This is a genomic window from Limnohabitans sp. 15K (assembly GCF_002778285.1).
Lineage (GTDB): Bacteria > Pseudomonadota > Gammaproteobacteria > Burkholderiales > Burkholderiaceae_C > Limnohabitans_A.
In genome coordinates, this window is the sequence record NZ_NESM01000003.1 from 41,870 (window position 1) to 62,689 (window position 20,820).

Genomic DNA, 20,820 nt, shown 5'->3' on the forward strand with positions numbered 1-20,820 from the left:
AAAAGGCGTGACTCCAGCAAAAAAGTTTTGCCACTTGTAGTAACGACGCCCTCCCCGCGATAATTTTGGCAAGGAGGCGCGAAGATGGCGGACACACCCCACTCGCACAGCTTGCGAGTGGGACGGCACACGCAAGCCGGGCAAATCTATCTGCTGACCACGGTCACTCTGGACCGACAGCCCTTTTTGCCGACTTTCAAGCGGCGCGTTGTTTGATCCGCTGCCTGCAGCATGCCCAGCAGTTGCAGCACGCCGACACCTTGGCATTTGTGGTCATGCCTGACCATCTGCACTGGCTCATGCAATTGGGCCCAAGCACCGATTTGTCTCGTTGCATGGCGGGAGTCAAATCAGTCTGCGCAAGGCAGCTGGGCATGGCGTTATGGCAAAAAGGTTTTCACGACCACGCGGTTCGCAAAGAGGAAGATATGCCCGCGCTGGCACGGTATGTGGTCGCCAACCCCGTGCGAGCTGGTTTGGTCGAGCGAGTGGGTCAATATCCGCATTGGGACGCGATCTGGTTGTGATGCGTCCATCGCTTTCGCCCCGGGGACAAAAGAGCCCCATTCGCCCCGAGGGCGGGGCTCCTACAGAGTCAGGGCAATCGCCCCGAGGGCGGGGCTCCTACATTTGTGGGAGCGGCGCCCTCGCCGCGATGAGTCCTTCTCAGACCTAAGGCAATCGCCCCGAGGGCGGGGCTCCTACAAATCAGGGGCGTTAGACGCCCAGGCGCCAAAGCGACGTGACCTCAGCCGACCGCGCTGCGTGCAGCGGGTCGGTGGCGTCTTGGGCTTTGGGGTGGCGGGGTTGGGTGTCCAGGCGGCCCAAGACTTTGAGGCCCGCTTCGTCGATCCAGCCTTGCAGCTCGGCGCGGGTGCGCAAACCCAGGTGTTCTGCCAAATCCGACAAAATCAACCAGCCTTCGCCCCCGGGGCACAAGTGGCTGGCCAGCCCGGCCAGAAAGCCCTTGAGCATTTGGCTGCCTTCGTCATAAACCGCTTGCTCCAACAAAGATGTGGGGCGTGCAGGCAACCACGGCGGGTTGCACACCACCAAGGCCGCTTGCCCGGGCGGGAATACGTCGGTCTTGAGCAGTTCGACCTGCCCGGTCAATTCCAGACGTTGCAGGTTGTCTTTGGCGCAAGACAAAGCGCGGTCCGACATGTCGGTGGCCAACACTCGCTCCACGCCTCGCCGCACCAACACCGCCGACAGCACACCCGTGCCAGTGCCGATGTCAAACGCCAAGGAGGTGCTTTGCAAGGCGGCGGGCAAAGGTGCCTTTGCCACCAAATCCACATATTCGCCGCGAACGGGTGAAAACACCCCGTAATGCGGGTGAATTCGCTGGTCTGTGCCGCCCAGGGCCGCCACCTCAACGCCGTTTTTGCGCCATTCGTGCGCCCCAATCAAGCCTTGCAAAACGCGCAATGGCACCACGCCGTTTTGGCCGTCACCTCGCCCCCAGGCCTCGTTGCAAGCCTGCTTGACGTCGGGCGCACGGCGCAAAGCAATGCTGTAGTCGTCCTTCAACTCGATCAACAACGAGTTCAAAACCCGGGAACGCTGGGACTGGGCCAGGCGGTGCGCGTGAAAACCCGTGGCAGGGTCGACAGGTGCGTCGGCTTGGTTTTTGCCGCGGGTTTTGCGCTTGGCGGGTTTGTCCAGCCTGCGCACCATGGCCTGCAAAAGCAAGCGCGCGTTCTGAAAATCACCCTTCCACAACAAGCCGGTGCCTTCGCAGGCCAGGCGGTACGCCGTGTCGGCCGCGAGCGTGTCGTCGGCCAGCACCACGCGCTTCGGGGGGGTGTGTTCGGCACGCCAAGAGGCGGTGCGTTGTTTGCCGTTTTCTTCCCAGTTCAGCGGGGTCGTTTGGTTCATGGGGCGTTCCCGAAGGTCTGGGTTAAAGCGCTTGATCATAAACAGCCCCGCGTCTGGGTGAGGCCCCTGCCACCGAAATGGTTATATATCTTGAAAATTACCTTTTGTTTCAGCTCAATGACAGCCTCAGCAGGCAAAATGCAGGTTCATCCGCACCCAGCGGGAGTCACGATTGCCAATAAACACCCACAACCCCAACAGCCTGTTGCCTGAGCCTTCTGCTCGGCAGGTCGTGTTGTTGGTGCCAGTTTGCAATCCTGGGCCGCGCTGGCATGACTTCTTGCAAGCCCTTCGGGCGCAGAGCCTGCAGCCACAGCTTGCCGTGGTGATCGACTCAGCCTCTGATGACGGTGCCCCAGAAGCCGCCGAAGCAGCGGGCCTGGTGGTGCACCGCATTGACCGCGCGGCTTTCAACCACGGCACCACGCGGCAGCAGGCGGTGGACCAATTCGCGGCCGATGCCGATGTCGTGGTTTTTTTGACCCAAGACGCGGTGCTGGCCGACCCGATGGCCGTGCAGTACTTGGTGGCCGCCTTGGACGACCAACAAGTCGGTGCCGCTTATGGCCGGCAACTGCCGCATGCCAATGCCACACCCGTGGCCGCCCACGCCCGCTGGTTCAATTACCCCGCCAGCAGCCACAGCCGAAACTGGGCCGATGTGCCCGAGTTCGGCATCAAAACCTGCTTTTTGTCCAATTCGTTTGCCGCTTACCGCGTCAAAGCGCTGCGCGAGGTGGGTGGCTTTCCGGCGCAGGTGATTTTGGGCGAGGACATGCACTTGGCGGCTCGGCTGCTCAAAGCCGGTCATGGCATCTGCTACCAAGCGCAGGCCGCTGTTTACCACTCGCACAATTATTCAATGCTGGCCGAATTCAGGCGCTACTTTGACACGGGCGTCTTCCATGCACAGCATCCATGGCTCGTGCAAGACTTTGGTGGGGCAGGGCGTGAAGGTCTTAAGTTTGTGCGATCCGAAGTGGCCTACATGCTCAAGCACGCACCGTGGCGTTTGCCAAACATCGCCTGCCGAACGGTGCTCAAAGCCTTGGGCTATCACTTGGGGCGACGCCATCAGGCCTTGTCCCAGGGCATGTGCAGCAGCTTGTCCATGCACAAGGGGTACTGGGCGTGAACGCACCCGAACGCCTTTTAGACCGACTGCAGCCGCTGCAAGTCTCGCACCTCACCTTGATGCAGGTGCGCCTGTCCAAGTTGGCCTTGCTGCTGGGCGACGCGCTGGCTTTTGCGCTGGCCTTCGGTGTGGCCACATTCCTCACACTCTCTCTTTTGTCTGCAGATGCAGCTACTTGGTGGCATGGCCAAGACACCCAGCGTTTTGCCGCTTGGGCGGTCATGGCCGTCATCGGTTTGGTGGTCTTGCTGACCCGTTTCCAGCACTACAGTGACCGCCGGCCTTTTTGGGATGAACTGAGCGACTTCATCAAGTTGCTGGGCGTTTTGTCGCTGCTGGACATGACACTGATTTCCATCAACCGCTGGGAAGCCTCTCGACTGTGGTGGGTGCTGGCTTGGCCCACGACCCTGTGCCTGCTGGTTTTGATGCGCAGTTTCACCCGGGCTGTCTTGAAGAAAATGGACATATGGGTTCGGCCTACCATCATCATTGGTGCCGGGCCGAATGCCTTGGAGGCCGCTTTGGCAATCCACAGCCAGCCTGAGCTTGGGCTGCAGGTCTTTGGATTTGTTGCCAGTGACACAGATTTGCAAGATGAATCACAGCAGGCCGAACCGCGCTTGCCACGATCTGCAATGCAAGAAATTGCCAAGCAACCCGCCATTCAATGGGTGATCGCAGTAGAGCATGCGCAGTCAGATGAACGCGAATATTGGTTACGTGTTTTGGTTCAATGGGGGGCTACCGACATCAGTGTGATTCCAGCCATGCGTGGTGTGCCATTGCACGGTACCGATATGTCCCACTTCTTTTCGCACGAAGTGGCGATGCTGCGGATGCGCAACAACTTGAGGCGTTGGCCTGCCCGCTTGACGAAAAGGGTGTTTGACACCTTGACTGCCGTGGCTTTGTTGATACTTTTAAGTCCTGTCATGTTCGTGATTGCTTGGTTGATCAAACGCGATGGCGGACCCGCCTTGTTTGCTCACCCCCGTGTAGGCAAACGCCGCAAAATTTTTAAGTGTTTCAAATTTCGCACCATGGTGATCGATGCTGAGCAACAGCTGGAGCAACTATTGCAGCAACAGCCGGAGCTGCGCAGTCAGTGGGAAAACGAGCGAAAACTCCGTGACGATCCAAGAGTCAATCGACTTGGACGATTTTTGCGTGCCTCCAGCCTTGATGAGTTGCCGCAACTGATCAACGTCATTCGCGGTGAAATGAGCCTGGTGGGTCCCCGGCCCGTGGTGACCGCAGAGCTGTCCCGATATGGCGATGAGGTCGGTTACTATCTCATGGTTCGCCCCGGCATGACGGGCCTGTGGCAAGTCAGCGGACGCAGCGACCTGGACTACGACACCCGTGTCTACTTGGACACTTGGTATGTCAAAAACTGGTCGCTCTGGCACGACCAGATCATCTTGTTCAAAACGATTGATGTGGTTCTGCGCCGGGCGGGCGCTTACTGACCACCTCAATCTAGAACATGTTGCCGAACGAAGATGCCACAAGCAAGGATGGCGGTATAGACATCTCCGTTGTCATACCCTCCTACAACCACGCTTTGTATATTGCACAGGCCATTGACAGCGTTGTAGAGCAAACCTTTCGCAACTGGGAGCTGATCGTCGTCGATGACGGCTCTAAAGATGGCACCCGTGCGCTGCTGGACACAAGTTATTCAGGCAACAGCCAGATCCGGCTGATTTACCAAAACAACCAAGGCGCACACCATGCCATCAACACAGGCATGGCACTTGCCAAAGGGCGTTACATCAGCATCCTCAACTCGGACGATGTGTACCACCCCGAGCGCTTGCAAACGCTGCTGAGCCACTGCGTGATGCACCCCTGCGGGCTGGCCTTTACCCCGCTTGCACCGATTGATGCGCAAGGCCAACCTCTTGTGTCGCTGAACCATCCCTGGTGCCGTCTTTATGCTCGCCTGACTCAGGAATACACGCAAAACGGAGCCCGACAGGCCTTGGTGACGGGCAACTTTGCCGTAACCACCTCCAACTTCTTCTTTCGGGCAGACCTGCTCGAACATCTGGGGGGCTTTCGCAAGCAGCGTTACAACCACGACTGGGACTTCATGGCCAGGCTCTTGCGGCATGGCCATGACATTGTTTGCGTTGGTGACAAGCCCTTGCTGTCCTACCGGCTCCACGGCCACAACACCATCACGCAAAACACCCTGATGGCCAGGCTCGAACTCAAGCGCATCCTGCAAAGCCTCGTGCCTGTGGAAGATCCCTATATGCGCCGGCTGGTCTCTCGCATTCAATTGAACATGCGCTCCATTCGCCATGAGCATTTGGCCCGTGTCGTCCAGCAGGTTCGTTCTGGATACGATAATCACATCCAAAACATGCTCGTCAATCTGCAGGCCCAGCATGAGGCGCAAATTGCCGAACCTGATAAAGCATTGATTGAAGAAAATAGGCTGTTGCACCAACAATTAACGCAGATACTGAATTCACGCTCTTATTTGTTTGCTCAGCGCTTGTCAGGGTTGGTGGCAGTTGTAAGAAGGTTGTTGGGTCGAGCAAAGCCATAAATAAAAAAATGACCGTCAAAAGAATCATCAGAGTGCTCTGGCGAGCCACGCGCGACCCGCTTTACCGCAGGGAAGTGACCGGCAGAATTCGGCAAAAAATTGACAACGGAACCTTTTACACCTGGATTTGGCGAGGCATCCAACGGCGCATCTGGTCGACCTCGCAGGTGGGGTCCATGCAATCAGGTGGTGGCGCACCTGCTGACACTGCACAGGACTATATTCAGGCTCTGCGCTTCAACCAAGGGCCGCACCCCGAGTTCCACCAGCCGCGAACACGTGTGGCCCCTAAAAATTACTCGCAAGGCAGCACCCCGCGCTTCATTGCCTATTACCTGCCCCAGTTTCACCCATTTGAAGTCAACAACCATGCCTGGGGCCAAGGTTTCACAGAGTGGACCAACACCACCAAGGCAACGCCCCAATACAAGGGGCATTACCAGCCCCACTTGCCGGCTGACCTTGGGCACTACGACCTGCGCGTGGCTGACGTCATGCGCCAGCAAATTGACATCGCCAAATCGTATGGCGTGCACGGGTTCTGTTTTCATTACTACTGGTTTGATGGCCAGAAGGTCATGGACCTGCCGCTCAATCAGTTCCTCGCGAACCCCGACATGGACCAGTCTTTCTGCATCTGCTGGGCCAATGAAAACTGGACTCGCCGCTGGGATGGCATGGAGTCCGATGTCATCCTCCATCAGAGTTACTCACACGAAAAATGTCTGGAGTTCATTCACGACATCCTGCCCATCATCCAGGACCCTCGCTACATATGTGTTGACGGCAAACCCCTGTTGGTGATCTACAGACCCTTATTAATTCCTGATCTCCAAAAAGTGGTCCAGTCTTGGCGCGACGAAGTCGTCAAGGCGGGGCTGCCGGGGCTGTGGCTGGTGTGCGCTCAAACCTTTGGCCTGGTGGATCCTCGCCCCATCGGTTTCGATGCGGCGGTTGAGTTTCCGCCCCACAAAATCAACGACCGCATCGAAGACGTCCCACCACCTCAAGGCGTATGGAACCGCCATTTTCAGGGCAAAACCTGGCTGTACGCCGATGCGGTGGGGGAGTCCCTGACCCGGGATGCACAGCCGTATCCCCTTTACAGGTGCGCCTTCCCTTCATGGGACAACGAAGCGCGCAGACCCGCAGCTGGCTATTCCTTTGCGCAAGTCAGTCCGGTGCAGTTTGGTGAGTGGCTGGCTACCTGTAGCAGCTACGCTCGCGAAACCCGATCTAAATCAGACAACTTTGTATTCGTCAACGCTTGGAACGAATGGGCCGAAGGCGCTCATCTCGAACCTGACCGTCACTTTGGTTATGCTTGGCTCGAACAAGTGGCCCGGCAGTCCGAAAAGCCATGCCTAGCGGAAGTCCCCGACCTGTCTTATGCCGTGCCCGTTACACCCTCCGCCACGCAAGCTCGAGTGGCCGTGGTGGCGCACATCTATTACGAAGAGACCTGGCCGGACATCGCGCAAGCCCTGCAAGCTTTGTCGGAACCCTTTGATTTGATCATCACCACCACAGCTGAAAAAATAACGCTGGTTTCATCGCAGGTCAAAGTGCAGTTCGCGCACGCTGAAATTCACACCGTAGACAACAAAGGCCGTGACATCCGTCCCTTTGTGGCCGTACTGCCGCTGCTGCTCAAGCGCCAGTACCAAGCTGTGCTCAAGTTGCACTCCAAAAAGTCACTGCACCGCGGTGATGGTGACCTCTGGCGTCAGACACTGATTGCCCAACTGTTGCCGCATGGCCCCGAGTTGCCCGCCATGATCAACAGCCTACAGGAATACCCCTCTTTAGGCCTCATTGCCCCCGAAGGTAACGTCCTCAACATCCAGCGCTACATAGGCTCCAACCACACGTGGGTCGATCAACTGGTGACCGAGTTGGGCGAAGACTCCCAGTGGCTAGAGCAAACCCGCCCTTGGTTTGCCGCAGGCACCATGTTCTGGTTCAAACCTCAGGCCGTCCAAAGCCTGCTGCATTGCCCGTCTATCCTGCAAGACGCCTTCGAGGTTGAAAAAGGCCAGATCGATGGCACCTTGGCTCATGCCATTGAACGTGTTTTGGGGTGTGCCACACTGGCCAACGGTTACCATTTGATTGACACTCGATTGGCCAAAGGCATCGGCGCACAAGATGCCAATGTCAAGCGACAAGCCCAAAAATTTTGGGCCAACGAATGGAGCTGCAAAGGCCGTCAACGCACGGTCGACTCTCCATTCGCCCGACCCACCGAACCCGTCTCCTGAAATGCACCGCCCCGACTTCGCCAACTTCCAACGCGCCATCTTGCGGTTTGCGCTCGCCGTCTGGCTGATCACGGGGGCAGGGGTAACGCAAGCCCAAAATGCTGCAGCACTGCTCTCTGAGCAAGACTACTTTCGTGAAATTCCACAGGTTTTTGCAGCCTCGCGGCTGCCCCAAGACCCACAAGACAGTTCAGGTGCCAACACGCTTCTTGACCGCAACTACATCCGAGCCAGTGGTGCCCGCAATCTGAGCGAGCTCTTCATGGCCGTGCCAGGCCTGCAAGTCGGACTTAGCGCAGGTGGGCGGCCCGTGGTGGCTTACCATGGCTTTTCAGGTCAGATATCACAGCGCATGCAGGTCTTTGTGGATGGGCGCTCCCTTTATGCGCCTTATTTGTTTGGCGGTATCGACTGGAGCGCCGTCACTGTCCCGATCGACGAAATCGAACGCATAGAAATCCACCGAGGCTCTAATTCTGCCGCTTACGGTGCGAACGCCTTTTTAGGCGTGATTCAAATTTACACCCGTGCTGCAGTTCAAGCCTCTGGCATGTCGGCCCAAATGATTCAGGGCAACAACGGCATTGCTGACCGGTCTGTCCGCTGGGGGAGCAGTGACGACAACATTCAATGGCGGGTCGTTGCCAGCCAACGAGGCGATCAAGGTCTTCTCAACCGAAGCGACGCCTACAAAACCAGCACCTTAGACTTCCGGGCCGATTTGCAGATGTCATCGACCGAATCATTGATGCTACTGGCTGGTACCAATACGGGCCGCTTTGGTGTCGGCAGTCCCAATTCTTTTGCCGATCCCGTTCGTGATGAGAAAAAAGCCACGACATTTGCCCACCTTAAATTCAAAAAACTGGTGGACGACGGCCAGGAGTGGAGCCTGTCTGCATCTTGGACACGTGACCATGGCCTCGACACTTACCAAATACCCATGTTGTCGGGCGACGCCCTGGACATGCACAACAATCGACAAGCCAACCGTTACTCGCTGGAATACCAGCACTACAACACCCTGACCCATAGCCTGCGTGCGTCTTGGGGGGCTGAATACCACCGAGACCAAGTCCAGTCCTTCGAACTGTTCTCTACTGAAAACGTTCAAAAAAACGCCGCCTGGCGTATTTACTACAACCAAGAGTGGAAGCCCTTGAACGAATGGACCCTCAATGCGGGAGGGCTGATCGAAAAAGACCTCTACTCCCCCCAGCAACTGGCCCCACGGTTTTCCATTAACTGGAAACCAACTGGTAACCATGTTTTTAAAGTGGGCTACTCCTCGGCGTTTCGAACCCCCAGCTTGTTTGAGCAAAAGTCTGACTGGCGAGTTCGCGACGAAAACGGCCAAACCCTTTACGTCAAATACTTGTCTCGAGGCGGTCTGGTTCCAGAGCGTGTCAAAGCCGTTGACTTGGTCTACCAAGGACAGTGGCGTCCTCTGAACATGACGTTTGATTTGCGTTTGTTCCGCGAAGAACTTACAAGACTCATCACAGGGGAGTTTTACGTGCTGCCCAACAGCGAAACCTTTAACGCTGTGGCATACGACCTGCGCAACAACGCCAATGCCCTTCAGCAAGGTGCCGAGTACCAGCTCAGTTGGAAGCCTTTCGCCGGCTCCACCATCGCCTTCAACCAATACCGTGCGCGAACCACCAGTCCCAAGCAGTCCATCCAGGACAGTGCACCACGCCATGGCAGCAGCTTGATCTGGATGCACCGAGCCGACAACGGACTGACCGGATTTGCCGCGTACACCAAAACCAGTCCCATCACCTGGCTGGGTGAAGCCACCCCCGCCGACGAGCAAAAAAATCTGCTGGTGTCACTTCAGAAAACCACCAAGCTCGACCAGGCCACCGTGCGCACCAGCATCACATGGCGTCGCCCCATGGGCCAGTTTGTCGAGTACCGTGAAATGCAATCCTTGCCACGCAGCGTCTGGCTGGGCGTGCAGATCGAGCGCTGAGCGATTGCGCGCACAAGCACCATGACGAACCTTCTGGGTCTCCTCCGGTCAATGGCAAGCAGCCTTCGCGTATGGGTTGTGGTTGGGGCCTTTTTACCTGTGACAGGCCATTGCACGGGCGTTCTGATTCTGTCCAGCCGTGCTGGCGGTGCATACGATGAGGTCATTGAGAGCATCAAGACCGAAGTGGCTCGCAGCACTGAGCTGCGCGTGCAGTACCTATCAAGCGCAACGGCCATATGGAAACCCAACGAAACGCCCAGCTTGGTGGTCACTGTCGGCGTTGACGCTGCCAGCGCTGCGATGCAGGGGCTAGACCCCAACACTCCGGTGTTGTCCGTACTCATTCCTCGTGCCGCATTCGATACCTTGGCAGCAGCCAAAAAAGAAGGCCGCAGGCCGTCGGGCATTTACCTGGACACCCCACCTCACCGACAGCTGGAACTGGTTCGGCAACTCTTGCCTCAGGCTCGCAACGTCGGAGTCGTGCTGGGGAACATCTCTTCACGTGACAAGGACACACTCAAGTCAGCAGCCCGCGACCGGGGCCTTAATCTGGTTTCTGATCTGGCCCAGAGGGACTCTGAGTTGTACCCCGCCCTTAGGTCTGTGTTGTCAGATTCGGATGTTTTTCTGGCAGTACCCGACCCGGTGGTTATCAATGGCTCCACGGCTCAAAACGTCCTGATCACCGCGTTTCGAAGCCAAGTACCTGTGATCGGATTCAGTGCCAACTATGTCAAAGCGGGTGCCTTAGCTGCCGTTTACAGCACACCCCGTCAAATCGGTCTGGAGGCCGGACAAATCATCAAAGCCCAGCAACGCAGCAACAACCTGCCAAATGCCAAATACCCGAGATATTTTTCGGTGGGCGTGAATGCATCGCTGATGCGCACCTTGGGCATGCCCGTGGCAGACGAACAGGCCCTTGAGCAGCGACTGCTCAAGGCCGAATGAGGTCGCTATGCGCAGCAGATCTGTGGAAAAAATCCAGCGTATCTACGTACTGGTGATCAGCAGTCTGCGACTGCGTTTGTTGTGGCTCACCATGCTTCCGCTCATCTTGTTCGCCTTGATCTGGATGAGCTACGCCTTGTTCCAGCGCTACTCTGACCTCAGCTCCCAACTTCAGCAGCGTGCTGAACTGCTTGCGCGACAAATGGCCGTAGCTTCTGACTACGCCATATTTGCCCAAAACACCCTTGTTCTGCAAAACATCACAGCATCGGTTGCCAAAGAACCCGAAGTCGCGTCGGCTGCGGTGTATGACCCCTTCTTTCAAACTTTGTCCATCAGTGCCAGCGTCCAAGGCACTGAAAATTCTGGCACCCCGCCGTGGGCACGTGACATCCTGGCGAGCGCCCAGTCCGGACAACCCCGTATGCAACGTGTGTCGGACCGGGCGTTGCGCTACATCCAGCCCATCGCCTCCGTTGGGCTTGAATTTGAAGAGGTTTCTAAAGGCGCTGCCAACCCCATTCGCGGTTATGCCGTGGTCGAAGTGACGCTCGACTCGGTCTATTCTGAATTGCTCAAATTCCTCGGGGGGGTGTTGGCAATCCTCGCTGGCTTTCTGTTCATTGCATGGTTGGTGGTCAGTCGATTCAGCGCGCAACTGGACCAAAGCTTCCGCTCCGTGGCAGATGCTGCCAAGAAAATCGGTGCTGGCGAGACCCAAGTCCGCCTCGGTCCGAGCGACATCAAGGTCTTTGACCGCCTCTCACGCGACCTGAATTTAATGGCTGAACGGCTCGAAAATGCCCAGCGCGACCTGGAGCAAAAAGTCGACAACGCCACCCAGGCCCTGCGCGAGCAAAAAGAAACCGCAGAGCGAGCCAACAGTGCCAAATCCCGCTTTCTGGCAGCAGCCAGCCATGACCTGCGCCAACCCATGCACGCCCTCAGTCTGCTGGTGTCCGCTGCACAGCGCGAAAAAAATCCAGCTGCACAATCCGTCATTATTCGTCGCATTGAAACCGGAACTTCCGCGCTCAGCGATCTGCTGAACTCACTTCTCGACATCTCTCGACTCGACGGTGGCGGTGTGCGAGTACATCAGGAAGACTTTGCACTCGACAGTCTCATGCAAAGACTGCAAGACACATACACAGGCTTGGCTGAAGAAAAAGGGCTGGATCTGGTCATTCGACCCACCAAAGCCTGCACCCACTCCGACCCTGCGCTGCTCGAACGCATCGTGGGCAACCTGCTGTCCAATGCCATCCGCTACACCCCCAGCGGAGGCGCGGTCTACGTTGCCGTTCGTCCCCGAGGTCAAGACTGGGTCATTCAGGTGCGTGACAACGGCCCCGGCATCCCGCTGCAAGACCAGCAAACCATTTTTCAGGAATTCGTACAACTGAGCAACCCTCAGCGGGACCGCAGTTTGGGCTTGGGTTTGGGCTTGGCCATCGTGCAGCGCCTGGTGCAACTGCTGGACCACGGAGTTGAGGTCCGCTCTCTGCCAGGGCAGGGCGCAACCTTCGGCCTGTGTATCCCTCGCATCACCCTGAGCGAAACCAGTGCCGTCACCGATCAGATCAAAGCCAGTGATCCTGTGCAACTCCACGGTCTGCGCATCTTGGTCATTGAAGACGACGAATTGGTGCGCCAAAGCTTTGCTGGCCTCTTGGGCATGTGGGGCGCCCATGTTGACGTGTTCGAGCAAGCCGACGCCGCGCTCGCCCACGTGCAAACCCAGAACGTCCAGCCCCAACTGGTCATCACCGACCACCGCCTAGGCGGAAATATGAACGGTCTGGAGCTGTCTCACGCCATTGCCTGCCAGCAAGGCGCTCCTGTTCCCACACTGCTCATCACAGGTGATACCGAAGACGAAGTGCTTCAACGTCTGGCCGAACCCCACATTCAGGTGCTCTATAAACCGGTCAAACCCAATGTCCTGATAGCGACCATTTCCCGCTTGCTTGGCCCAGTGACCGCCTGAGCGCCTAAAAGGCCGGGTGATAAAATTCATCCTAATTTGTTCAACCACCGGCTCCACAGTGAAACTGCTCATCGTTGACGATCACGGCTTGGTACGTGAAGGCCTCAAAGCCATCGTTGGTCAGTCCGACCTGCAGGCCCAATGCCTTGAAGCCTGGGACGAAGCCAGCATTTGGCAGCAATTGACCCAGCACGCCGACATTGACCTTGTTCTACTGGATATCCAGTTGCCTGGTTTGAGTGGCATGGAATTGCTCAAGCGCATGGTCAAGGAGCGCGCCCAGCTGCCCATCATCATGCTGTCGGCCGACCACGACTCCGACACCGTCTCGCAGGCCCTTCAGCTGGGTGCCAGCGGTTTCATGCCCAAAAGCTCGCTCAATCAGGTGTTGATCTCGGCCATTCGACTGGTGGTGGCCGGTGGCGTCTACATCCCACCCGAGGCCTTGCTCAAAAGCGCGGCCAAACCACAGGCGGTGCTCAAACCAGCCGTCAGCCTTGACTCTCTGGGCCTCACCAACCGGCAAGTGGACGTGCTGCGCCTGCTGCTCAAAGGCATGTCCAACAAACTCATCTCTCGCCAGATCGACCTGGCTGAAGCCACCGTCAAGATCCATATCCGTGGCATCTTGCGCGCCCTCAATGTCACCACTCGCACCGAGGCGCTGGTCAAACTCACCGAAATGGGTGTGCGTTTTTCTGACAATGACGACGCGGCCACCAGCCCTCACTGAGCCTACCCTTGAACCTCCTGCTGCGAGTCACCAACGGACTGCGAACCCTTGCCGCGCATCGGCACCTGCTGCGAACCCTGATCGAAAGAGACCTCAGCAGCCGCTACCGTGGATCTGCTGCGGGCGTGTTGTGGTCGTTGCTGATGCCCTGCAGCATGTTGGCCATTTACTACTTTGTCTTTGGCTACATCAACCAGCCCGTACGCCAGAGCTTCTTCAGTGCACAAGGCGCCGACTTTGCGCTCACGCTGTTTGCCGGACTTAACCTGCACGCCCTGCTGGCCGAATGTCTCTCGCGCGCACCCCAGGCCATCATCACCCAACCCAGTTACGTCAAACGTGTGGTCTTTCCGCTCTATCTGCTGCCGCTCACTGTGGTGGGCGCTGCATTTGTGCAGTTCTTGCTGGCATCGTCCATCTTGTTTGTGGCCCATGCCTGGCTCAATGGCCTGTCCTGGTCGCTGCTCTTGTGGCCGCTGAGCTGGCTGTCGCTGCTTGTGCTGGCCACGGGCCTCAGTTTGCTGCTGTCGGCGCTCACCGTGTACTTGCGTGATATCGTGCAGGTCACTGGCTTTGTGGCCACCTTTTTGCTCTTCATGGCCCCCGTCTTCTATCCGTTGGCCAGCGCACCCGCCGGGCTGCAAACGGCACTGCTTTTTAACCCATTGACCTTGCCCGTCGAAACCTCTCGGGCACTCTTCACGCAAACCCCGTTGCCAGACACGCCACTGCTGCTGGCCCACGCTGCCGCATCGCTGCTGTTTTTGATGTTCAGCGGCTGGGTCTTTCGCAAAACCCGCCGAGGCTTCGCCGATGTCCTCTGACCACCACCACTGGGTGATTCAGGCCGATGGCCTGTCCAAAACCTACCGCCTCTACGACCGGCCACACCACCGACTGCTGCAATCGCTGGCGGGTGAACGTCGACGCTACTACCGCGAATTCAGTGCGTTGCAAAACGTCAGCTTTCAGCTGCAGCGCGGCGAAACGCTTGGCATCATCGGCGCCAACGGGGCGGGCAAGTCCACCTTGCTGCAACTGCTGTGCGGCACGCTCGAGCCCAGCGCGGGGCAGGTGCAAGTGCAGGGCCGCATTGCCGCCTTGCTGGAGTTGGGTGCGGGCTTCAACCCCGAATTCACGGGTCGCGAAAACCTAACCATCAATGCAGCCATTCTGGGCCTCACGCCGAGGCAAATCGACGAACGCACCGAAGACATCATCGCCTTTGCCGACATTGGCGACTTCATTGACCACCCCGTCAAAACCTACTCCAGCGGGATGTATGTGCGCTTGGCGTTCTCGGTGGCGGTGCATGTGGACCCGCAAATCCTGATTGTCGACGAAGCGCTGGCGGTGGGCGACGCCCTGTTCCAGTTCAAGTGCATGAGCCGTATGCGGCGCATGCTCGACGACGGCGTCTCCTTGCTCTTTACCAGCCACGACATCAGCGCCATCAAAGCCCTGTGCCAGCGCACGCTCTGGCTCGAAAAAGGCCAGACCCGCATGCTTGGGGCCACCCCAGAAGTCACACGCGCCTACGACCAAGACTGGGTCCTGCGTGCCAACGAAGCGCAAGGGCAAACCTCAGCGGCTGACCAAGCTCAACTGCCTGCCAACACCTCAGGCACCCGCGCCGTTGAAATCCTCAGCGCCCACTGGGGCACCAACGGCCTGCTCGGCAGCCAAGCACGGGTCAACTATGGCGACACCCTGCAACTGTGCGTTCGCGCTCGTGTTCACCAACCGTGTCGCCAGCTGGTGCTGTCGTACCACGTCAAAAACAAACAAAACCAAAACGTCATCGGCGGCCACACCGCCTGCGAGCCCGCGCTGTACGAGCGCGATTGGCAGCCAGGTGACATCTTTGACGTGGCCTTCAGAATCCCCGTGCAGTGGCATGCGGGCGATTACGCGCTCACCTTGCTGGTGGCCAGCATCGGCGACGTGCAGCACTACAGCGACGTCGTCTTTCATGACTGGCAAGACCAGCTCGCCACCGTGAGTGTGGTGCCGCGCCAGCACTTTCCGCTCAGCGACATGGTCGAGCCCGCGCAAAGCGTCAGCGTCACAGCGCAAGCGCCGTGGGTCATCATTGACGACTTCTTTCCGCACCTGCTCACGGGTTTTCGCGTGGCCGAATATAACGCCCACCTGCACACCTTCGGCCAGCTGCAAATCATGTCCACTCTGAGTGACTTCAGCGAACAATACGCGCCCTACCAAGCCCTCTACCCAGACCATGCCCGCCGCGTCAGCAGCTACGTGCCCGAGCGGCTGGCCGGGGCCGAACTGGCCTACATCACCTTCCTCAACAACGCCCACGCCTACCTGGACGACCTCACCCGCCACGGCGTACCGTTTGTGCTCAACCTTTACCCTGGTGGCGGCCTGGGCCTGGGCGACGCCGAGAGCGACCGCAAACTCCTGCGCGTGCTGGCCAGCCCGCTGCTCAAAGACATCGTTGTCACCCAGCCCGTGGTGGAGCGCTATCTGGCCCAGCTGGCGCAGACCCACGCCTTGACGCTGCCACCCGTGCACATGGTGCAGGGTGTCGTGGTCAACCCCGATTACTTTGACCCTGGCCTCACCCGCCACGGCCCCCGCTACGGCCAAGGCAAAGACCCGCTCGACATCTGCTTTGTGGCCGAAAGTTACATGCCCGGCGCAGCCAACAAAGGCTTCCCTGAGTTCATGGTTGCCATGCAAAACCTGGCAGATCTGCCGCAACTGCGCGTGCATGTCGTGGGCGGAGGCTACACGCCCGCAGACCTCGATGTGCTGGGCTTGCAACAGCGCATCAAGTACCACGGCCGCTTGCCCACCGCGCAGCTGCGTGCCTTTTATGGGCAAATGGACCTCATCATTTCGCCCAACCGCCCGGGCCAACTGCACGCGGGCAACTTTGACGGCTTTCCGACCGGCGCCTGTGTCGAAGCCGCGCTGTGCGAAGTTGCCATCATGGCCACCGACGCCCTGCAGCAAAACCCGGGCTACGTTGACCAGCAATCCATCTTCCTGCTTGACCACGACGGCGAGCCAGTGCCCGAGCAGATCGAGCGCATGGTGCGGCACCTCGCCGCTCACCCCGAGCAACTCAACCAGGTCGCCAGCGCGTGCCAGCGCCTGACCCGCACCCTCTACGCCCCCGAGCGGCAAATCGCCACCCGTCAGGCCATCCTCCGAAAGGCAGCGTCATGAACCCCATCGTCATCTGGGGCATCGGGGGCCACGCCCGCGAAGTGGCCCAACTGGTTGCCGACATCGAAGCCCGCCAACCCGGCACCTGGGCGCTGCAAGGCTTTGTGGTGGACGACCAGGCCACCACCCGCAACCCCAGCCCCTTGCCTGGCCCGGTGCTGGGCGGCATGGACTGGTGGCTGGCGCACCCCGACGTCTGGGGCGTGGTGGCCGTGGGCAACCCCGCCATTCGCCGCCAGATCACCCAGCGGCTGCAGCGGGCCAACCCTCAGCTGCGCTTTGCCACGCTGGTTCACCCGCTGGCTTGGGTCGCGCCCAGCGCCCAGGTGGGGCAGGGCAGTGTGGTTTTTGCGCAGGCGTGCATCAGCACCCAAGTTAAGGTTGGCCAGCACGCCAGTATTAATCTGGCCTGTACCCTCAGCCACGACACTGTGCTGGGCGACTGCGTCAGTCTTGGGCCAGGCGTCCGGCTCTGCGGAGGGGTGCAAATTGGCGATGACTGCGAACTTGGCGCCACCGCCACCGTCATCCCCAATGTGGTCATTGCCCCCCGCGTGACCGTGGGGGCCGGGGCCGTGGTGACACGCCCGTTGCCTGAAGGGGTCACCGCCGTCGGCGTGCCCGCCAAGGCCAAGTAATATACTTTCTGAATGAATTTTTCTAACCAAGCGCCCAAAGCGTTTGACCAACCCGTCTACGTCACTCGGCCCGTGCTGCCCCCGTTGGCCGACTACACCCAAAGCTTGGCCCAAATCTGGCAATCGGGGTTTTTGACCAACGGCGCCAGCCAGCACCAAGCGCTCGAGCAAGCGCTGTGCGACTACCTGCGTACCCCTCATCTGAGCTTGTTCAACAACGGCACGCTGGCTTTGCTGGTGGCTTGCCAAGCCCTGCAAGTCAAGGGCGAAGTCATTACCACACCGTTCACCTTTGCGGCCACCCCGCATGTGTTGGCCTGGAACAAAGCCACCCCGGTGTTCGCCGACATTGACCCCGAGACCCTGTGCATCGACCCCTCCAGCATCGAGCACAACCTGACTGACCAGACCTCAGCCATATTGGGGGTGCACGTTTACGGCATGCCGAGCGACGTACACGCCATCGACACCCTGGCCCGCCCACGCCAGCTCAAAGTCATTTATGACGGTGCGCACGCCTTTGGCACCCAGCTCGATGGTCAGCCCATCGTGCAACACGGTGACGCCACCATGCTCAGCTTCCATGCCACCAAACTGTTTCACAGCGCCGAAGGCGGCGCCCTGTGCATGGCCGACCCCGACCTCAAAAAACAAGTCGACCTGCTCAAAAACTTCGGCATCAAAAACGAAGAAGAGGTTTTGCTGCCCGGCATCAACGGTAAGATGAATGAGTTACAGGCCGCTCTGGGCCTCCTGGTGTTGCAGCATGTGGATGCAGAAAAGCAGCGCCGCCAGGCCGTGCGTGACATCTACACCGAGCGCCTGCAGGCCGTACCCGGTGTGCGCCTGCTGCGCATGCCCGCCAACGCTACAGACAGCCACCAATACCTGATCGTGCGCGTCAATGCGGCCCAAGCGGGTTGCGACCGCAACGAACTGCACCAGCGGCTCAAGCGCTTCAACATCATCACGCGCAAATACTTCTACCCCCTGTGCAGCGACTACGACTGCTACCGACACCTGCCCTCGGCCGACCCGCGCCGACTGCCCAACGCCCACCGCGTGGCGTCCGAAGTGCTGTCGCTGCCCCTGCACGGCGGCCTGAGTGCTAACGACGTTCACCGCATTTGCGATGCCATCGTCTACAGCCTGCACCACGCATGAAACTCCTTGAGCGTCTGGGCCTGCGCAAACGCCCCCTCATCAGCGTGGTGGTGGCCAGCTACAACCACCAAGCCTATGTGCAGACCTGCCTGCAAAGTGTGCTCGACCAAGATTTTCAGGACTTTGAAATCGTCGTCACCGACGACGGCTCCAGCGACCAGACCGTCGCTCATATCAAGGCGCTGTCGGACCCCCGCATCCAGCTCAAGGTGTTGCCCCATAACCGGGGAGCCTGCAACGCACTCAACGACGCCATCTTGCGCGCCCGTGGTCGCTTCATTGCGGTGCTCAACTCCGACGACTACTTTTTGCCTGGCAAGCTGGGCCAACAACTGGCCTACCTGCAAGCGCACCCGCAAGTGGGCGCCGTGTTTGGCTTGCCTGCGTTCATCAACGAACAAGGCGAAGTCTTTGACGACCCGGCGCACCGCGACCACAACGCCTTTGTGGCTGGTGAGCGCACACGCCACCAGTGGCTGCGGCACTTCTTTGACGAAGGCAACGCCCTGTGCCACCCCACGGTGCTGATCCGCCGCGAAGTCTATGACCGGCTCGGCCTGTACGACCCACGCCTGGCACAAGTGCCCGACCTTGACATGTGGATACGCCTGGCCAGCCACACCGGGCTGCACGTCATGCCCCAAGCGCTGACAGCATTCCGGGTTAGGGACGGCCTGCAAAACGCCAGCGCCGGGCGGCCCGAAGTCATCGTGCGCGACGCCTGGGAACGCGCCCGCATATTGCGCCACTACCTGGCCCTGCCTGACGCGGAGCTGCTGCAAGTCTTTCCGGAATTCGTTGCGCCAACCGAGCCCCTGCGCGAGCAACTGGCACGCTACTCACTGACCAAGCCCTACCCGTTCTTCCACCGTTTTGGGCTTGACGCTTGGTTTGACAGCCTGCCCGGCGGCCACCCCCCAAAGGCCATGCTGCAAGCGCTGCAAACACGGCCCCAGGCCTGGCGCGAATTCATTGCACACACCGGGCAGGTCGACCTGCACAAGATCCGCCCCTGAAACCCCCGCGGTACCGCCCCACCATGCACACCCAGCAACACCCCTACCTGAGCCGACTTGACCACCTGCGCTTTTTGGCGGCCAGCTTGGTGGTGCTGTTCCACTTCTTTCATCACACCCAAGGCGACCTGCGCAGCGCCAACCCCTTGGTCAGCCTGATCGACGAAGGCCACACCGGCATCGCGCTGTTCATGGTCATCAGCGGCTTCATCTTCACCGTCATTGCCGGGCACAAAGACATCGACTACGGCGGCTTCATCCGCAACCGCATCATCCGCATCTACCCGCTGCTGATCGTGGCGGCCTGCTTGCAGCTGTTCATCAGCACCTACAACGACCACCGCAATTACGGCTTTTTCCAGCTGCTGGGCTGGCTCATGCCCTTCCGCTCCGAAACCATCGGCCTGTCGCCGTACTTTCAGCAAATGTGGACCATCTGGGTCGAGCTGCAGTTTTATCTAATCTTCCCGTTTTTGATCCTGTTTGCCCGCCGATACGGCAGCCGCTATCTGTTGGGCGTGCTGGGCCTGCTGTTCGTGCTGCGTGCTTTGGTGTTTGCCGCATCCGGCGAGGTGCGTTACATCGCCTACGAAACCCTGTTTGGGCGTCTGGACCAGTTCGTGGTGGGCATGTTGCTGGGGCGCCTCTGGCTGGCGCAGGGCAAAGACACGCCAACGGCCAAGCTGCGCCTGCACTGGTTGTGGTTACTGCCCGCCAGCGCCTTGGTGCTGGGGGGCTTGCACCTGTTCAGCCTGCAAGTGGGCTTTGCCGAACTCAAAAGCCCGCTGTGGACCGTTTGGCCGTTGGTCGAGGGTGCGCTGTGGGGCAGCTTTGTGTGGGTGTACCTGCTAGTGCGTTGGCCTGGGCCTGAAGCCGTCAAGGCCCGGGTGGACCGCGCACTGGCCGCCATGGGGGCCATCAGCTTCTCAACCTATGTGTTCCACAACCTGGTGCTGGCCGCCTACAACAAGCATGCAGGCGTGGTGCCCTTCACCGGCCTGGAGCGGCTGGATACCATCTTGACCGGCGTTGTGTGCGTGCTGCCCCTGGTGATGCTGATGGCTACTATTACTTACCAGTTGATCGAAAAACCGTTTTTGAGTCTGCGCCGGAGCTACCTGCGCTGAGGCGGCAGCCAGCCCCGCAGTGGGAATTTGCACAAAAACAACACACCTAACTACACCTAAAGGTGTAGTTGCTCGAGTAATTATTTTCAAATAACGCGTAAGTCTTTGATTTAAAACAACTTAATGTAGAATGGCTGGCTTGAGTGTTGTTACACCCAAAGAGAGTGTTGCTACTGCTT

17 protein-coding genes are annotated in these 20,820 nt (G+C 58.9%); 16 read left to right on the forward strand and 1 reads right to left on the reverse strand.

Annotated features, from left to right (window positions below):
* Window positions 1–84 precede the first annotated feature (84 nt).
* Window positions 85–216: a hypothetical protein gene (locus B9Z40_RS17400; RefSeq protein ID WP_255408270.1), complete on the forward strand. Its 132-nt coding sequence runs from the start codon at window positions 85–87 to the stop codon at window positions 214–216.
* Complete coding sequence (locus B9Z40_RS11400; protein ID WP_199172555.1) at window positions 213–527, forward strand: transposase; 315 nt, start codon at window positions 213–215, stop codon at window positions 525–527. Before B9Z40_RS17400 ends, B9Z40_RS11400 begins: the two co-directional genes overlap by 4 nt.
* A 190-nt stretch (window positions 528–717) precedes the next feature.
* Here B9Z40_RS11400 and B9Z40_RS11405 read toward each other — a convergent pair whose 3' ends face one another.
* On the reverse strand, window positions 718–1,881 hold the full coding sequence (locus B9Z40_RS11405) for a class I SAM-dependent methyltransferase (protein ID WP_100173493.1): 1,164 nt from the start codon (window positions 1,879–1,881) through the stop codon (window positions 718–720).
* Between the two features lie 172 nt (window positions 1,882–2,053).
* On the opposite strand from B9Z40_RS11405, the gene B9Z40_RS11410 reads away from it, so the two are divergent.
* The 14 genes from B9Z40_RS11410 to B9Z40_RS11475 all read left to right on the forward strand — a co-directional run bounded on the left by B9Z40_RS11410 (window position 2,054) and on the right by B9Z40_RS11475 (window position 20,641).
* Window positions 2,054–3,016, forward strand: a complete 963-nt coding sequence (locus B9Z40_RS11410; protein ID WP_199172556.1) for a glycosyltransferase family 2 protein — start codon at window positions 2,054–2,056, stop codon at window positions 3,014–3,016.
* Entirely contained in the window at window positions 3,013–4,488 is a 1,476-nt protein-coding gene (wbaP, locus tag B9Z40_RS11415) for an undecaprenyl-phosphate galactose phosphotransferase WbaP (RefSeq protein WP_233204890.1), read from the forward strand. The genes B9Z40_RS11410 and wbaP overlap by 4 nt, the downstream gene beginning before the upstream one ends.
* A gap of 17 nt (window positions 4,489–4,505) precedes the next feature.
* Window positions 4,506–5,579 carry a glycosyltransferase gene (locus B9Z40_RS11420; protein WP_100173495.1) on the forward strand — a complete coding sequence of 358 codons (1,074 nt, stop codon included), beginning with the start codon at window positions 4,506–4,508 and terminating at the stop codon, window positions 5,577–5,579.
* Between the two features lie 8 nt (window positions 5,580–5,587).
* A complete protein-coding gene (locus tag B9Z40_RS11425) occupies window positions 5,588–7,840 on the forward strand; it encodes a glycoside hydrolase family 99-like domain-containing protein (RefSeq protein ID WP_100173496.1) in 2,253 nt (750 codons plus the stop codon).
* A 1-nt stretch (window position 7,841) separates the two neighbouring features.
* Window positions 7,842–9,818: a TonB-dependent siderophore receptor gene (locus tag B9Z40_RS11430; RefSeq protein ID WP_158238088.1), complete on the forward strand. Its 1,977-nt coding sequence runs from the start codon at window positions 7,842–7,844 to the stop codon at window positions 9,816–9,818.
* A gap of 99 nt (window positions 9,819–9,917) precedes the next feature.
* Entirely contained in the window at window positions 9,918–10,775 is an 858-nt protein-coding gene (locus B9Z40_RS11435; protein WP_233204891.1) for an ABC transporter substrate-binding protein, read from the forward strand.
* 7 nt (window positions 10,776–10,782) lie between these two features.
* Window positions 10,783–12,765: an ATP-binding protein gene (locus tag B9Z40_RS11440; protein WP_100173499.1), complete on the forward strand. Its 1,983-nt coding sequence runs from the start codon at window positions 10,783–10,785 to the stop codon at window positions 12,763–12,765.
* 58 nt (window positions 12,766–12,823) lie between these two features.
* Entirely contained in the window at window positions 12,824–13,498 is a 675-nt protein-coding gene (locus B9Z40_RS11445; protein WP_158238090.1) for a response regulator transcription factor, read from the forward strand.
* Between the two features lie 8 nt (window positions 13,499–13,506).
* The gene (locus B9Z40_RS11450) at window positions 13,507–14,322 is read left to right on the forward strand and encodes an ABC transporter permease (RefSeq protein ID WP_158238091.1); all 816 of its coding nucleotides are present in this window, start codon (window positions 13,507–13,509) and stop codon (window positions 14,320–14,322) included.
* Window positions 14,312–16,696: an ATP-binding cassette domain-containing protein gene (locus B9Z40_RS11455; protein ID WP_100173502.1), complete on the forward strand. Its 2,385-nt coding sequence runs from the start codon at window positions 14,312–14,314 to the stop codon at window positions 16,694–16,696. Before B9Z40_RS11450 ends, B9Z40_RS11455 begins: the two co-directional genes overlap by 11 nt.
* On the forward strand, window positions 16,693–17,334 hold the full coding sequence (locus B9Z40_RS11460; RefSeq protein ID WP_100173503.1) for an acetyltransferase: 642 nt from the start codon (window positions 16,693–16,695) through the stop codon (window positions 17,332–17,334). The genes B9Z40_RS11455 and B9Z40_RS11460 overlap by 4 nt, the downstream gene beginning before the upstream one ends.
* Before the next feature lie 12 nt (window positions 17,335–17,346).
* Window positions 17,347–18,498, forward strand: a complete 1,152-nt coding sequence (locus tag B9Z40_RS11465; RefSeq protein WP_100173504.1) for a DegT/DnrJ/EryC1/StrS aminotransferase family protein — start codon at window positions 17,347–17,349, stop codon at window positions 18,496–18,498.
* A complete protein-coding gene (locus B9Z40_RS11470) occupies window positions 18,495–19,514 on the forward strand; it encodes a glycosyltransferase (RefSeq protein WP_100173505.1) in 1,020 nt (339 codons plus the stop codon). The genes B9Z40_RS11465 and B9Z40_RS11470 overlap by 4 nt, the downstream gene beginning before the upstream one ends.
* A gap of 23 nt (window positions 19,515–19,537) precedes the next feature.
* Window positions 19,538–20,641: an acyltransferase gene (locus B9Z40_RS11475; RefSeq protein WP_100173506.1), complete on the forward strand. Its 1,104-nt coding sequence runs from the start codon at window positions 19,538–19,540 to the stop codon at window positions 20,639–20,641.
* Window positions 20,642–20,820: the final 179 nt, after the last annotated feature.

Bases quoted from the DNA above. Each gene is read 5' to 3' on its own strand.
- B9Z40_RS17400 (WP_255408270.1), top strand. From the start codon at position 85: ATGGCGGACACACCCCACTCGCACAGCTTGCGAGTGGGACGGCACACG.
- B9Z40_RS11405 (WP_100173493.1), bottom strand. From the start codon at position 1,881: ATGAACCAAACGACCCCGCTGAACTGGGAAGAAAACGGCAAACAACGC.
- B9Z40_RS11420 (WP_100173495.1), top strand. From the start codon at position 4,506: ATGTTGCCGAACGAAGATGCCACAAGCAAGGATGGCGGTATAGACATC.
- B9Z40_RS11425 (WP_100173496.1), top strand. From the start codon at position 5,588: ATGACCGTCAAAAGAATCATCAGAGTGCTCTGGCGAGCCACGCGCGAC.
- B9Z40_RS11430 (WP_158238088.1), top strand. From the start codon at position 7,842: ATGCACCGCCCCGACTTCGCCAACTTCCAACGCGCCATCTTGCGGTTT.
- B9Z40_RS11440 (WP_100173499.1), top strand. From the start codon at position 10,783: ATGCGCAGCAGATCTGTGGAAAAAATCCAGCGTATCTACGTACTGGTG.
- B9Z40_RS11455 (WP_100173502.1), top strand. From the start codon at position 14,312: ATGTCCTCTGACCACCACCACTGGGTGATTCAGGCCGATGGCCTGTCC.
- B9Z40_RS11460 (WP_100173503.1), top strand. From the start codon at position 16,693: ATGAACCCCATCGTCATCTGGGGCATCGGGGGCCACGCCCGCGAAGTG.
- B9Z40_RS11465 (WP_100173504.1), top strand. From the start codon at position 17,347: ATGAATTTTTCTAACCAAGCGCCCAAAGCGTTTGACCAACCCGTCTAC.
- B9Z40_RS11470 (WP_100173505.1), top strand. From the start codon at position 18,495: ATGAAACTCCTTGAGCGTCTGGGCCTGCGCAAACGCCCCCTCATCAGC.
- B9Z40_RS11475 (WP_100173506.1), top strand. From the start codon at position 19,538: ATGCACACCCAGCAACACCCCTACCTGAGCCGACTTGACCACCTGCGC.